Annotated in this window: 16 protein-coding genes; 4 read left to right on the forward strand and 12 right to left on the reverse strand. The window is 39.6% G+C overall.

The features are described from left to right. Positions 1-193: 193 nt before the first annotated feature. The 3 genes from NY607_RS03810 to NY607_RS03820 are packed head-to-tail and all read left to right on the forward strand — an operon-like array spanning position 194 to position 1949. The gene (locus tag NY607_RS03810; protein WP_131519680.1) at positions 194-514 is read left to right on the forward strand and encodes a PadR family transcriptional regulator; all 321 of its coding nucleotides are present in this window, start codon (positions 194-196) and stop codon (positions 512-514) included. Further along, on the forward strand, positions 507-1112 hold the full coding sequence (locus NY607_RS03815) for a DUF1700 domain-containing protein (RefSeq protein WP_259419177.1): 606 nt from the start codon (positions 507-509) through the stop codon (positions 1110-1112). Before NY607_RS03810 ends, NY607_RS03815 begins: the two co-directional genes overlap by 8 nt. After that, a complete protein-coding gene (locus tag NY607_RS03820; protein WP_259419178.1) occupies positions 1113-1949 on the forward strand; it encodes a DUF4097 domain-containing protein in 837 nt (278 codons plus the stop codon). 607 nt (positions 1950-2556) lie between these two features. Here NY607_RS03820 and NY607_RS03825 read toward each other — a convergent pair. The 6 genes from NY607_RS03825 to NY607_RS03850 all read right to left on the reverse strand — a co-directional run bounded on the left by NY607_RS03825 (position 2557) and on the right by NY607_RS03850 (position 7590). After that, the gene (locus NY607_RS03825) at positions 2557-3540 is read right to left on the reverse strand and encodes a biotin--[acetyl-CoA-carboxylase] ligase (protein ID WP_131519677.1); all 984 of its coding nucleotides are present in this window, start codon (positions 3538-3540) and stop codon (positions 2557-2559) included. A 155-nt stretch (positions 3541-3695) separates the two neighbouring features. Continuing rightward, complete coding sequence (locus NY607_RS03830; protein WP_259419179.1) at positions 3696-4868, reverse strand: CCA tRNA nucleotidyltransferase; 1173 nt, start codon at positions 4866-4868, stop codon at positions 3696-3698. Next, on the reverse strand, positions 4855-6000 hold the full coding sequence (bshA, locus tag NY607_RS03835; protein ID WP_004232695.1) for an N-acetyl-alpha-D-glucosaminyl L-malate synthase BshA: 1146 nt from the start codon (positions 5998-6000) through the stop codon (positions 4855-4857). Before bshA ends, NY607_RS03830 begins: the two co-directional genes overlap by 14 nt. Before the next feature lie 33 nt (positions 6001-6033). Next, positions 6034-6438 (reverse strand): methylglyoxal synthase, encoded by a 405-nt coding sequence (gene mgsA, locus NY607_RS03840; protein WP_131519675.1) that lies wholly within the window; start codon positions 6436-6438, stop codon positions 6034-6036. Between the two features lie 19 nt (positions 6439-6457). Further along, positions 6458-7255, reverse strand: coding sequence for a 4-hydroxy-tetrahydrodipicolinate reductase (gene dapB, locus NY607_RS03845; protein ID WP_131519674.1), 798 nt, complete (start codon positions 7253-7255; stop codon positions 6458-6460). After that, entirely contained in the window at positions 7255-7590 is a 336-nt protein-coding gene (locus NY607_RS03850; protein ID WP_054550714.1) for a nucleotide pyrophosphohydrolase, read from the reverse strand. Before NY607_RS03850 ends, dapB begins: the two co-directional genes overlap by 1 nt. A 115-nt stretch (positions 7591-7705) precedes the next feature. Between NY607_RS03850 and NY607_RS03855 the strand changes: the two genes are divergently transcribed. Further along, entirely contained in the window at positions 7706-8575 is an 870-nt protein-coding gene (locus NY607_RS03855) for a YitT family protein (RefSeq protein ID WP_131519673.1), read from the forward strand. 56 nt (positions 8576-8631) lie between these two features. Here NY607_RS03855 and NY607_RS03860 read toward each other — a convergent pair whose 3' ends face one another. From NY607_RS03860 to NY607_RS03885, 6 genes are all read right to left on the reverse strand, one after another. Further along, complete coding sequence (locus NY607_RS03860; protein WP_036077718.1) at positions 8632-9306, reverse strand: zinc metallopeptidase; 675 nt, start codon at positions 9304-9306, stop codon at positions 8632-8634. 60 nt (positions 9307-9366) lie between these two features. Beyond that, positions 9367-9963 carry a lipoprotein heptaprenylglyceryl N-acetyltransferase LhaT gene (gene lhaT, locus NY607_RS03865; RefSeq protein WP_131519672.1) on the reverse strand — a complete coding sequence of 199 codons (597 nt, stop codon included), beginning with the start codon at positions 9961-9963 and terminating at the stop codon, positions 9367-9369. A 263-nt stretch (positions 9964-10226) separates the two neighbouring features. Beyond that, positions 10227-10994 (reverse strand): menaquinol-cytochrome c reductase cytochrome b/c subunit, encoded by a 768-nt coding sequence (locus tag NY607_RS03870; RefSeq protein ID WP_004232669.1) that lies wholly within the window; start codon positions 10992-10994, stop codon positions 10227-10229. A gap of 41 nt (positions 10995-11035) precedes the next feature. After that, positions 11036-11710, reverse strand: coding sequence for a menaquinol-cytochrome c reductase cytochrome b subunit (qcrB, locus tag NY607_RS03875; RefSeq protein ID WP_004232663.1), 675 nt, complete (start codon positions 11708-11710; stop codon positions 11036-11038). Between the two features lie 19 nt (positions 11711-11729). Beyond that, positions 11730-12236, reverse strand: a complete 507-nt coding sequence (locus tag NY607_RS03880; RefSeq protein WP_004232660.1) for a QcrA and Rieske domain-containing protein — start codon at positions 12234-12236, stop codon at positions 11730-11732. A gap of 154 nt (positions 12237-12390) precedes the next feature. Next, positions 12391-12840, reverse strand: a complete 450-nt coding sequence (locus NY607_RS03885) for a DUF2487 family protein (protein ID WP_048389840.1) — start codon at positions 12838-12840, stop codon at positions 12391-12393. Between the last annotated feature and the right edge of the window lie 128 nt (positions 12841-12968).

Below are 12968 nucleotides of genomic sequence, written 5' to 3' on the forward strand. Positions count from 1 at the left end.
GCCCTTCGCACATACTATAACAGATTTTCCTATTAATCTTCAAATATTATTTTCTTACAATATCTTCGTCTAACAACATTGGAAAAAATTTTCTTTTAGAATTGACAATCAATGTTATACGTCATATACTATCCACATACTATATGCCATATAATATAAAATGAAGTATAGGTATTACATGTGAGGTGAAAAGATGACATTTCAGCTTGGTTCAGCTTTACTTGATGCTTGTGTACTGGCTATTGTTGAGAAAGAGGACGCCTACGGTTATTCTTTAACACAGCAGGTACAATCAGTCATGGAGATTTCAGAGTCTACACTGTATCCTGTATTACGCCGCTTACAAAAAGCGCATTACTTAACAACGTACGATCAGCCTTATCAAGGTAGAAATAGACGCTATTATCAAATTACAGAGCAAGGACGTATACGATTATTAGAGCTATTAAAAGAATGGAAAATGTATAAGGAAAAGGTTGATTGTGTACTTTTAGGAGGGAATTTAGATGGATAGAGCAAGCTATTTGAAACAGCTACGAGGAAAATTACGTCGGCTTCCTGCGCATGAGTTAGACGCTGCGCTTGCCTATTATGAAGAATACTTTGAGGAAGCTGGAGAGGAAAATGAGCATCAGGTCATTTCACAACTTGGCTCTCCTTCACATGTCGCTTCACAAATATTAGCTGATTTCGCATTAAAGGATTTAGAAACCTCCTCGGCAAAATCAACAAAAAAGAATATGTCTGCCATTTGGCTCATTATTCTAGCTATACTGTCTGCGCCCCTTTCATTGCCATTACTTGCAACAGCCATTGCACTCATTTTTTCATTTGGCGCAGTCATTATCAGCTTAATCTTTGCTATTGTCGCAACTGTTATTAGTATATTTGCTGGTGGCGTTGTGGCGATCATTTCAGGTTTCTTAATTTTAACAGAGCATTGGCCGACCGCACTGCTCTTTATGGGTGTCGGGTTAATCGTCACGGGTTTGGGAATCCTACTGTTCCCAGTTGTTGCTCGTGTTATCAAGAAAACCGTTGTTGTCTCTGTTGAAACACTCGGCCGACTATTTCACAAAATGACAAAGAAACGTAAAAAGGGGGACTTCTAAATGACGTCAAAAAATACCCTTATTGCCATGACAATGATTGCATTAGGCATTCTACTCGCATTGATTGGCTATTTTTCAGGGGGGCGCTGGCTGATTCTAAAAGATTCAGAGGGTCTCTATGTCCCAAGTAATACTAAATTAGTAAGTCAGTCTTATGCTTTAGATGCATTCACAAGTATTAATATCGTAAATGATTATGGAGATGTGGAGATTGTTGCAAGTGATAGTGACTATAAATTAGACACAATGGTCCTTGAGCAAGAAGATGTAACATATCATATTGATAACGGAACTTTAACCATTGAAACAATGGCAAAGAAAAAGGATGGTTTTCAATTTGGCTTTGGTAACCTCTCTTCCCCTTCAATCAAACTCTATGTCCCAAAAGATACAAAAATAGAGGCGATTGTGATAGAAAGTAATTTTGGCGATACAGCCATTCATGGGCTTCAGTATCAGCAGCTTAATCTCATCCAGGATTATGGGGATATTACTTTCAACAGCACGACGGGTGACAAAACAGAGATTAGGCAGTCCTTTGGTGATTTGACGCTTCAGCAACTTACTAGTAACGGCTTCACTATTGAGAGCGAGCATGGAGATATCGATATAGATGGCACATTAAATGGGCAAACAACCATTACCTCTAGTTTTGGCGATACAACGCTTCACTTACAAAACAAACAAAGTGATGTAGGCTATGCTCTCAAAACAGACTTCGGTGATGTGACCATTAATGATGAAGAACAAAGTGGCACCGTGACTCAGGTAACGAAGGATGAGCACCAACTGAATGTTTCCTTATCACATGGTGATATAGATGTGTCACTAAAATAAAGAATAGACAGTAAAAGAAGCTGCAAGTATAGGACATTACTTGCAGATTCTCATATTGTTGAAAAACAAAACCATTAATAGAATTTTTGTGAAAGGTGAAAATGGTTTCCGTTGCAGGCTACTTGCTTTCCTGTGGGCGAGCGCCGATCCCACGGGAGTCAAGTAGCCTTCCACTTCAACCTACAAAAGTGTTACCTTTTAGCAAAGGTTTTCAAATAAAGTGAAGGTGTTCACGACTCTTTATGAAGAGGTGCTGTTACGCATGACTTCCCCACATTGAAAATAAGAGTCTATCGATTCTCTAATAATACAAATAATGGATTATTTTGTTCGCTACGGCCAGTATGAAAGATAAAGCAAAGACACTTTTGCAGATTGGTTGATTGGAGTGGAGCCAGCGTCACTCCTAGGGGATTTAGCGTCACAGATGAGACCCTGGAGCGAACGTAAGTGAGTGAAGCGGCTCATCGGACGCCCCCTGGAAAGGATGCTGACGGAACGGAAATCAACCCCTCACCTTGCAAAGTTGCTTTTTCTACCGTTGACATCATCTTTTTGCAACAACATGAGAAGCTGCAAGTACAGGACATTACTTGCAGCTTCTTTTTTATAATATTTTGATATCTCCTGCATAGATCGTTCGAACCGTTCCATCGTCCTGTGTCAGTTGCAGAACACCATCGTCTGTAATGCCACTGGCAACCCCTTCAAAACGTTCGCGTATCGTCGTTACCTCTATACGTTGACCAATTGTACAAGACATTTGCTGCCATAGTGTCTTTAGACTCGCAAAACCTTCTTTAACGTATAGTTCTGTAAATTGTTCTAAATAGTGTAAGATAGAGGCCACAAGTGCTGCACGATTGATTTCTTCTCCAGCTTCTAATCGTAATGAAGTGGCAATATCCGCAATATCAGGTGAAAAGTCAGCTGCTGCTTGGTTCGCATTTATGCCAATTCCAACAAGTAAAGCTTGCACAAGATCCGCCTCTGCTTGCATCTCGGTTAAAATCCCCGTACATTTTTTGCCATTAATCAATAAATCATTGGGCCATTTAATCGCTGGCTCTACATCTTTATATAAGGTTTTAATGGCCATTGTGACAGCTACTGCCACCACAAGTGTATAGGATGAGGCCTGTTGGGGCGTAACATCTGGCCGAACGATAACGGTCATCCAAATACCTGTCCCATGTGCAGACTCCCAAGGACGAGCCATACGACCACGCCCCGCTGTTTGCTCCTCACCAATAATAATTGTACCGTGTGGAGCTCCTTCCTGTGCAAGCTTATGCGCAATTGTTTGTGTTGAATCAACTACATCGTAATAATGGATCTCACGTCCAAAATGCTCTGTCTTTAAAAAAAGCTTAATCTGTGTGGGGCTCAAGCTATTTGGTACACCTGTCAATACATACCCCTTTTTCTTAATTGTATCAAATGTATACCCTTCCTCTTGTAATGTTTGCATATGCTTCCAAACAGCGGTTCTTGAGACACCAAGAGAATCTGCTAATTCCTGACCTGAAACCGCTTCTCCATCAGCAGCCAATATTCTTTTTAAAATTTCGTCCTTCATGGAAATTGTCATCTTCACATCAATCCTTTAGTTAACTGTACTCTTGTTATGTAACTTATTTTGTCTTAATCATACTGTAAATTAACGTAAATGACCACCAACGATAGGAATTTAATGAAGCCGTCTCCCTTTTCGGGAGACGGCTTTCACCTATCATGTATTCGGCTTTAAGTAAGATCCTGCTGCTCCAGCCAGCTTTTAATCTGTTGTCGTTCATTTTGAAGTTCATGATGAAGAATGGCTGTCAGCAGATCCTCCAATGCGGCTTTTACCCACGGTCCACCCTTTTTGCCAGACCATTTCAGTAAATCAGCCCCATTCACCACTAATTCTTGCTTATGTTGAATCGGTAGCTTTGCCTGTAATTCTCGGATAGATTGTTGAGGTATCGAAGCGTCTAATTGGCGAAGTTGGGCAAAATATTGTGCAGCCTCTAGTTCTTGCTCTGTGTAGTAAAAATAATGGCGATTTGTCCAACCATCTTTTAAAGCGTCATAAGCGGTTAAAACGGAATTAATAAACGCCATTTCCTTATTCGATAATCGATAATCGCGCACTACCTCACGCCATGCTGCTCCTTGTAGTAAGGCAAAGTATGCCCAGCCAAGAAGGGCATCTTTTGTTTGGAAATTATGCCATTGAGCAGTTTGAAAATCACCTGTTAAATAGGCCGTTAATCCACTGTCCTCTAGTTTTTGTATACCCCCAAAAACTGTTTGTCCTACCCAAAGCTTATCAAGCTCTGCTTTAATGCGTTCTTTTGCAATAAAGCCCAAATCAGCAGCCCTTTGCTGGATGGCTGCGAATGTATTCGCCTCGATCGTAAAATCAAGCTGTGCAGAGAAGCGAATCGCTCGCAGCATCCTTAAAGCATCTTCTGCAAACCGTTTTTCTGCCTCTCCTACCGCTCGTATAACGCGCTTTTCAATATCTTGTTGTCCACCATAATAATCTACAAAAGAGCCATCACGACGCATGGCAATGGCGTTCATTGTAAAATCTCGGCGTTGTAAATCCTCTTTTAGAGATCGAACGAAATGGACATTTTGTGGTCTTCGATGATCTGTATATTCCCCATCTGTCCGATAAGTGGTCACTTCCACAGGTCCAGCGGGTACGATAACAAGTACCGTCCCATGCTGAATCCCAATATCTACAGTCTTCTGAAACACAGTTTTTACTTCTTCAGGCAAGGCATTTGTAGCCACATCTACATCATGGGCAGGACGATCGAGTAAAGCATCTCTTACAGCTCCACCAACAATAACTGCTTCAAATCCTGCCTGTTCTAATTGTTCAATGACTGAATAGGCTGCTTGCCATTCTTTATTGTTTTGCATGATTTCTTTCCGCAACCTTCTCGTACAGATTTTCATATTGTTCCACAATTTTGGATGAGTGGAATTTTTCACTTACTGCACGGATGGCCGCTTCTCGGAAGCGCAGTAATTGTTCTTCATCTTGCAGTAAATGGGTTGCATACGCCGCAACTGCCTCTGTATCCCCTAATTCCACGATATAGCCGTCTACACCATGCTCAATGACTTCTGGAATACCACCTACATTTGTTCCAATACAAGGTACACCACAAGCCATTGCCTCTAATAACACCAGTCCAAACGATTCTTGCTGTGATAATAATAGCTTAAGGTCACTAATCGCATACAGTTCAGCTAAGTTTTCTTGTTTCCCTAAAAATAAAACATCCTTCATATACGGACTTCCTTTTACTTGGTCCATGACACGATGCTTTTCTGGGCCATCACCTACTAATAAGAGCTTTGCTTTCATGTTGGCACGGATTTTCATAAAGGCGTCTACAATGTGTGGAAGGTTCTTTATTTTACGGAAGTTTGATACATGAATGAGGACTTTTTCATCTTCTTGAATACCAAATTGCTCTTTTAAGTTTCCTGAATTTCGTGGGAAGTATTCGCGTTCGTCCACAAAGTTATAAATTGTTTCAATTGGTTTTACTGTATCAATCAGTTCATAGGTTTGTTCTTTTAATGCCTGTGACACGGTTGTCACAATGTCAGATTTATCAATCCCATACTTAATGGCCTGTGAGAGCGTGGAATCTTGCCCAAGCACCGATATATCTGTGCCATGAAGGGTTGTAACGATGCCAATATCTCGGCCGCTCATTTCACGTGCTAGCACCGCACATACTGCATGTGGGATGGCATAATGCACATGTAGCACATCCAACTCTTCATCCTTGATGACGTCTGCCATTTTACTCGCTAATGCAATATCGTATGGAGAATATTGAAATACTGAATAATTATTAACTTCGACTTCATGGAAAAAGACGGTTGGATAAATTTTATTCAATCGAAATGGTACGCTTGAGGTGATGAAATGAATTTCATGTCCTCTTTCTGCAAGCATTTTGCCTAATTCTGTTGCAATGACACCAGAGCCACCAACTGTAGGATAACAGGTAATGCCTATTTTTAGCTTTTTCATTCGATGATCATCCTTTCTGAATCACGTCTTTTGTTAATTGCGTCTTTCTTGTATCAGTCTCCAATCCACAAAGCCTTCCTGTAGGCCTTTTAGTAATATTTCTGCTGTTCCCATATTTGTTGCCAGTGGCACTTGGTAAACATCACAAAGACGGATTAGTGCAGAAACATCTGGCTCATGTGGTTGTGCTGTTAAAGGATCACGGAAAAATATCACCATGTCCATATCATTATTGGCAATCATTGCGCCAATTTGTTGATCGCCACCAAGTGGCCCTGAACGAAAACGTGTAACTTCCAAACCAGTAGCTTCGATGACACGTTGTCCTGTTGTGCCTGTAGCATATAGTGTGTGTTCTTTTAAAATATTTTGGTAAGCAATAGCAAACTGTACTAAATTATCTTTTTTACGATCATGTGCAATCAATGCGATTTTCATATAGCTTCCATCCCAATCTTTAGATGATGTTTTCTAAACCATAAACAAGCTGATCCATTTTCATAACCTCTTCTATGCAAAATGCAACACCCGACATAAAAGAATTACGGTTTAATGAATCATGGCGAATCGTTAGTAGCTGCCCATCCCCTCCAAATAATACTTGCTGGTGTGCCACTAAACCAGGTAAACGTACGGAGTGAATGCGCATACCGTCAAAATCTCCACCTCTTGCACCTTTAATGGTTTCTTGCTCTTCTAGATGTCCTTGTGCCTTTGGCGTACGGACCTCTTGTATTAACTGTGCCGTTTTCACCGCTGTCCCAGATGGTGCATCAAGCTTCTGATCATGGTGCATTTCTATAATCTCTACATCTGGTAAGTATTTGGCTGCTTCTTTTGCAAACTTCATCATTAGGATAGCACCAATCGCAAAGTTTGGTGCAATAATGCAACCTAACTCTTTTTCTTTGGCCATGGCTGATAATTCCTCTAGTTGTGCATCTGTAAATCCTGTTGTACCAATTACAGGTCGTACATTTAAATTCAGTGCTTCCTTTGTATGTTTGTAGACTGCATGTGGATTAGTTAAATCCACTAATACATCTGGTGCAGTTGCTTCTACAAGATCATGCATTTCTGTAAATATAGGCACTGTATAGCTTGCTGGAAACATATCTAAATCAGCTAAAGTTTTTCCTACTTCCTTATAATCTAGTACAGCTACTAATTCCATTTTGTCATGTTTCATGACCGTATGTACAGCCTCAGCTCCCATTTTTCCTCTTGCTCCCGCAATTGCTACACGAATCGACATCATTCTTCATCCTTTCTAGTCCAGCGATCCTTATCTCTAGTTTCAAATTTATGTATGACGCGTAAAAGTGCTTCATCTAGTTTAATACCTTGGGCATTTGCAAAACAGACTAGTACAAAGAAAAAGTCTCCTAATTCCTCTTCAATACTGTTTATATCCTCTGTACTCTTTTTCTTTTTCTGTCCATAGACATCCTGAACTTCGCGTGAAAGTTCGCCTAATTCTTCTGTTAGACGTGCAAGTAATTCAAATGGTGGAAAATAGCCTTCTTTAAATTGTCCTATATAGTCATCGACACGCTGTTGTAAAGCTTGCATTGTTAGTTGATCTGCCATAAAAATCACACTCCTATTTACCATCGTATAAAATTTACACCATTGTTGTCAAAACCAATAAAATGTCAGATAATAGATAACACTACTTCATTTGTTTGGAACTACAGGAGGTCAAATGCTAAAACAGATTAAAATACGTAATATTATCGCGATTATGCTCGGAGCAGCAGTTTTCAGCTTCGGCTTTGTTCACTTCAACATCCAAAATCAACTGGGTGAAGGTGGACTAAGTGGGATTACACTCATACTATATTTTACATTAGGATGGGACCCCGCCTTAATGAACCTGTTATTAAATATTCCCATGTTTATCATAGGTTATCGATTACTTGGAAAAAAATCATTTGTCTATACGCTTGTCGGCACTTTATCCGTATCTCTTTTTCTAAAGATTTTCCAAAAATATCAATTTACCATCCATTTAGAGGATGACATGTTACTTGTAGCACTTTTTGCTGGTGTCTTTGTTGGATTGGGACTTGGGATTGTCTTTCGTTTCGGTGGCACTACAGGTGGTGTCGATATTTTGGCACGACTAGGGCATAAATATTTTGGCTGGAGTATGGGGAAAACCATGTTTGTCTTCGATGCCATCGTCATCATTCTTTCTTGGCTGACGTTCTTGGATGCTCGTTCCATGATGTATACATTAGTAGCCGTATTTGTTGGAGCCCGTGTCATTGACTTTGTACAAGAAGGTGCTTATGCGGCTCGTGGTGCGCTTATCATATCAGAAAAGTCTGGAGACATTGCTGAAACAATCGCTCTTCGAATGGAGCGTGGTATCACCATTTTAGAAGGACATGGTCATTTTACGAAACAACCTAAAGAGGTGATTTATTGTGTAATTGGCCGCAATGAAGTTGTACGGTTAAAATCTATTGTGCATGAAGTTGATCCGCACGCATTTGTTTCCATCATTGAAGTACGAGATGTGGCAGGAGAAGGCTTCACACTAGACGATCAAAAGCAGCCCCTTCATTAAGCATACGAAGATAAAAAACTTGCTATAGTGGTGTACCACTATAACAAGTTTTTTTCTTAGTCGTCGCTACGCATATTGGTAAAAATTAAAATTAAACGCAATAACTCTAGTACAGCTACCGCTGCCGCTGCTACATATGTTAATGCTGCAGCACTTAATACTTTTCGTGCTGGGCGTTCTTCTTCATTTGTAATAATGCCAAGTGAATTCATTTGAACTAATGCTCGCTTTGAGGCATCAAACTCCACCGGAAGTGTCACTAATTGGAAAACAACACCTGCTGCTAATAATATGATACCTAATAGCAAGAAATTCGTACTACTCGCAAAAATACCAATCATGACAAAAATCCAAGACGCATTTGAAGAAATATTTGCCACTGGGACTAGCTTACTACGTAATGTAAGCATGGAATAAGCTTCTTTATGTTGGATGGCGTGACCTACCTCATGGGCAGCAACCGCAGCACCTGCAACACTTGCTTCATAAAAGTTACTTTCTGATAAAGCCACAGTTTTGGTTGCCGGATTATAATGATCAGACAACACACCTTGTGTTGGCACAACTCGTACATCATATAAGCCGTTTGCATCTAAAATCGCACGCGCTACCTCTGCACCAGTTTGCCCCTTCATTGTACGTTGCTTTGCAAATTTATTATACGTACCCTTTACCTTCATTTGAGCATAAAGTGGAAGCAGCATAATAATCACAAAATAAACAATATACATGCTCGTTGACAATTTTCTAACCCCTTTCTACCTCGATACTATAATTCTATAATTTATACCCTAATTCGGCAAATATTTGCGCCACCTAATTGAGAAAATGGCAAGTAAAATACATGCAATTGATAACCAGAATGTAAAGTAACCAATATAGTTTGTGTAATTGGCTAAATCTCGATACATAGGCATTTGCCCAAATACATAGTCAATGACATCATTATGCAATGTCCAAACAGCAGCTATTACAACATGCCAATAAGTGAAGACATATTTCTTCATATATAGTACAGCTTGTACGGCCATGGCAAAATGTGAACCAACTAACATCCACCCCTGCCAGCCAATAGAACCTGTTTCAATTAATGTCCAAATATTCATCACATCTGCCCATAAGCCATATTTCACCAACGTAACAAGGGCAAGTACTTCCATCAGTGGCCAGCTTTTCCCCATAATCCAAGCTATTAACACAAAACAAAAGAATAAACTGGCTGTCGGGCTATCTGGAACAAAAATATAAAAAATAGGCTCTGTGATAGCAAGCTGCCACCCATACCAATAATAGCCATAAATTGTACCTAGTAGATTAACAATTAGTAGTGCAATCAAGAATGATTTATGGGTCAGAAGGTACCAAATATTTGCTCTTGTTAGTTGCATGATGTTAACTCCTTCCGATAAAAACAATCCATTATTTATGTATGGTCTGAAATTCTAGAGTTTTACTCTACCTTTCAATTGTATCTCACCATCAATATGTGTTATTTTATTGTTTTAATTCGCTTACTTGTTTCAGGAATACATGTTTTTTCGACATCTTTCGCTAAAAATCCTTTATACAAGGGAACCTTTTTGTATGGCTTCCAGTCCCAATAGTATAACAAGGTAGAAAAAAAAGAGCCAGTTTCCTGACTCTTTTACTACTACTCTGCTTTTAAGCTTTCGATGAATTCAGCAAGTTTTTGAAGATCTTCATCTGAACCTGTCCATAATCCTGGTGGCATGTTACCGCGACCATTATGAGCAATGTCCTTAATCTCATCAGCTGTTAAACCTGTGTTCATTAGAGACGGCGCACCTGCTCCACCTTCTAAGCCTTCACCGTGACATGTAATACATGCAGAACCAGCGTATAGTTTATAACCTTCCGATTCTTTATCGAATTCAACTGTTTCTACGATTGCACCCATAGCTTTTTGAGCTTCCCAGTCATGGTTAACAACTGACTCCCAAGTTAGGTAGAACATAGCAGCTAAAGTTAATAACATAAACGCTGTTGGCAATGGACGTTTAGATGGACGACGTTCTGGACCCTTGTCTAAAAATGGCATTAATAATAGCGCTCCAAATGCAAGACCTGGAATTACAATAGCTCCGATTACATTGTATGGACCAGAAGCAAATGAGTATTTTAAAAGTTGATACATAAATAAGAAGTACCAGTCCGGTAGTGGTGTATATGCTCTAGTTGGATCTGCCGGCCCTTCAAGTGGTGACGGGTGAGCGACAGTTAATAATAAGTATCCAATTAAAAATACAGCACCTACCATCCATTCCTTCAGTAAGAAGTTCGGCCAGAAAGCTTCCGTCTTACCTGGATATTCGGAATAATCCTTTGGAACATTCGGCATTCTGTGATTCGCTTTAATACGAGAATCGCCGACAAATTTCATTCCTTTTCCGCGATGCATAGTGTCCCCTCCTTTTAAAGATCATCGAACCGTCAAGACAATTACAACGGTCCTGAAATTCCTTGACGACGAATCATGATAAAGTGCGCTGCAAGTAACCCAAACAATACTGCAGGTAAGAAGAATACATGAATCGCAAAGAATCGAGTTAACGTTTGAGCACCAAGAATCGTTGTGTCACCCGCTAATAATACTTTAATCATCCCACCGATAAACGGTACAGATGCTGCAATTTCGATACCTACTTTAGTAGCGAATAATGCTTTCATATCCCATGGTAATAAGTATCCTGTAAATCCAAGACCCATCATTACACCAAAAATACCTACACCAACCATCCAGTTTAACTCACGAGGTTTTTTATAAGAACCTGTGAAGAATACACGAAGTGTATGTAAGAACATCATTACGATAACTAATGAAGCTCCCCAGTGGTGCATACCGCGTACGATTTCACCAAATGCTACTTCGTTTTGTAAATAATAAACTGATTTCCAGGCATTCACAACGTCTGGTACATAGTACATTGTTAAGAACATACCAGATAGAATTTGAATTACTGTGATGAAGAATGTTAATCCACCAAAGCAGTAAACGAATGCTGAAAAATGATGTGCAGGGTTAACGTGCTCTGGCACTTCGTGGTCGGCAATATCACGCCAAATCGGTGTAATATCTAGGCGTTCATCGACCCAATCATAAATTTTATTTAGCACTGTTGTCGTACCCCCTTACTTATTTAACTAGAGAATTTGCTTTAGCTGGACCAATCATTAAATAGCCATCTTGTTCTTGTACTTCAAATTCATCCAACGGACCTAGAGGCGGTGTACCTGCAATGTTTTTCCCGTTTTTCTCATAACGTCCTGCGTGGCATGGACAGAAGAATTGACCTGGGTGTGCAGAATCTCCATTCCAGTCAACCATACATCCTAAATGCTTACAAACAGGTGAAAGGGCAATGATTTGATCGCCACTTTTATAAACCCAAGCTACATCTGTAACCTGTGATTTATACCATGCATCCACTTGTTCATATGAAAAGTCCACTTTTACAGGCTCTTCAGTCAAGTCAGCGATTTTATGCTCTGTTTTTACAAAATCCCCACCCTCATGCTTTTGTAGCACAGGATCAATTGCAAAGCGAAGCATTGGCATTAGCATACCTGCCGCCATAAATCCACCTACACCAGTAAGAGTATAACTTAGAAATTGACGACGTGAAACTCGATTATTACTCATTATTTTCCCCCCTCTAACTTAAAGGTCAGTCCAACGGACATACTTTTACAAATAGTAATACTAGGACATATATATGATATATCAAGTCCATAGCTTGGTCAATATAGCATTCTGTGGAAAGCTGGAGAATGTGAACATTTATTGAAACTAATTGTTAAATCTGTGCCCATTTAGTCGAAAGCATTGGAATCACTTGTCGCAATTGATCTTCTAGAATGGATTTTTTCACACTGGCATCCATACTTTCTAAAGGAATCGCTGGTAACCAAATCATATTGACTATCTCTCCACTCTTTGTCCAATAATGGTCACAAGTAATGAAGAACACATGCTTAAATCCAGCATTATGTAATTGTGCTTCTAATTGCTGTGGTAAATCATCGTTTTTTAAAGTTGTCATATAAGAAAATGGTGGCATGACTAGTAGTCGACCTTTAAACTGCTGCTCTATAAAAGAAGTTAAAGACATGACAAAATCTACCTCGGCACCACTTTGTTTCATTTTTTCAGAAGAGAGATCAATGGATACAAGTGGAACAACCGCGGTATCAATAAAATCTTTTTGTGCCATAAACGATGTTACATCGTTTGCATTAAAATACATTCAACAAACCTCCTTTTATCGCAAAATAAAAATGTCCTTTTCCACTCTTCAATAGGATACCCAATTAAAAGTGAAAACAATCATTCACTAGTAATGTTACCATATTGAAATGGATAAAGGACATTCAA

It is taken from the genome of Lysinibacillus sp. A4 (assembly GCF_024919535.1).
Lineage (GTDB): Bacteria > Bacillota > Bacilli > Bacillales_A > Planococcaceae > Lysinibacillus > Lysinibacillus capsici.

Bases quoted from the DNA above. Each gene is read 5' to 3' on its own strand.
- NY607_RS03810 (WP_131519680.1), top strand. From the start codon at position 194: ATGACATTTCAGCTTGGTTCAGCTTTACTTGATGCTTGTGTACTGGCT.
- NY607_RS03815 (WP_259419177.1), top strand. From the start codon at position 507: ATGGATAGAGCAAGCTATTTGAAACAGCTACGAGGAAAATTACGTCGG.
- NY607_RS03820 (WP_259419178.1), top strand. From the start codon at position 1,113: ATGACGTCAAAAAATACCCTTATTGCCATGACAATGATTGCATTAGGC.
- NY607_RS03825 (WP_131519677.1), bottom strand. From the start codon at position 3,540: ATGACAATTTCCATGAAGGACGAAATTTTAAAAAGAATATTGGCTGCT.
- NY607_RS03830 (WP_259419179.1), bottom strand. From the start codon at position 4,868: ATGCAAAACAATAAAGAATGGCAAGCAGCCTATTCAGTCATTGAACAA.
- bshA (WP_004232695.1), bottom strand. From the start codon at position 6,000: ATGAAAAAGCTAAAAATAGGCATTACCTGTTATCCTACAGTTGGTGGC.
- mgsA (WP_131519675.1), bottom strand. From the start codon at position 6,438: ATGAAAATCGCATTGATTGCACATGATCGTAAAAAAGATAATTTAGTA.
- dapB (WP_131519674.1), bottom strand. From the start codon at position 7,255: ATGTCGATTCGTGTAGCAATTGCGGGAGCAAGAGGAAAAATGGGAGCT.
- NY607_RS03850 (WP_054550714.1), bottom strand. From the start codon at position 7,590: ATGGCAGATCAACTAACAATGCAAGCTTTACAACAGCGTGTCGATGAC.
- NY607_RS03855 (WP_131519673.1), top strand. From the start codon at position 7,706: ATGCTAAAACAGATTAAAATACGTAATATTATCGCGATTATGCTCGGA.
- NY607_RS03860 (WP_036077718.1), bottom strand. From the start codon at position 9,306: ATGTATATTGTTTATTTTGTGATTATTATGCTGCTTCCACTTTATGCT.
- lhaT (WP_131519672.1), bottom strand. From the start codon at position 9,963: ATGCAACTAACAAGAGCAAATATTTGGTACCTTCTGACCCATAAATCA.
- NY607_RS03870 (WP_004232669.1), bottom strand. From the start codon at position 10,994: ATGCATCGCGGAAAAGGAATGAAATTTGTCGGCGATTCTCGTATTAAA.
- NY607_RS03880 (WP_004232660.1), bottom strand. From the start codon at position 12,236: ATGAGTAATAATCGAGTTTCACGTCGTCAATTTCTAAGTTATACTCTT.
- NY607_RS03885 (WP_048389840.1), bottom strand. From the start codon at position 12,840: ATGTATTTTAATGCAAACGATGTAACATCGTTTATGGCACAAAAAGAT.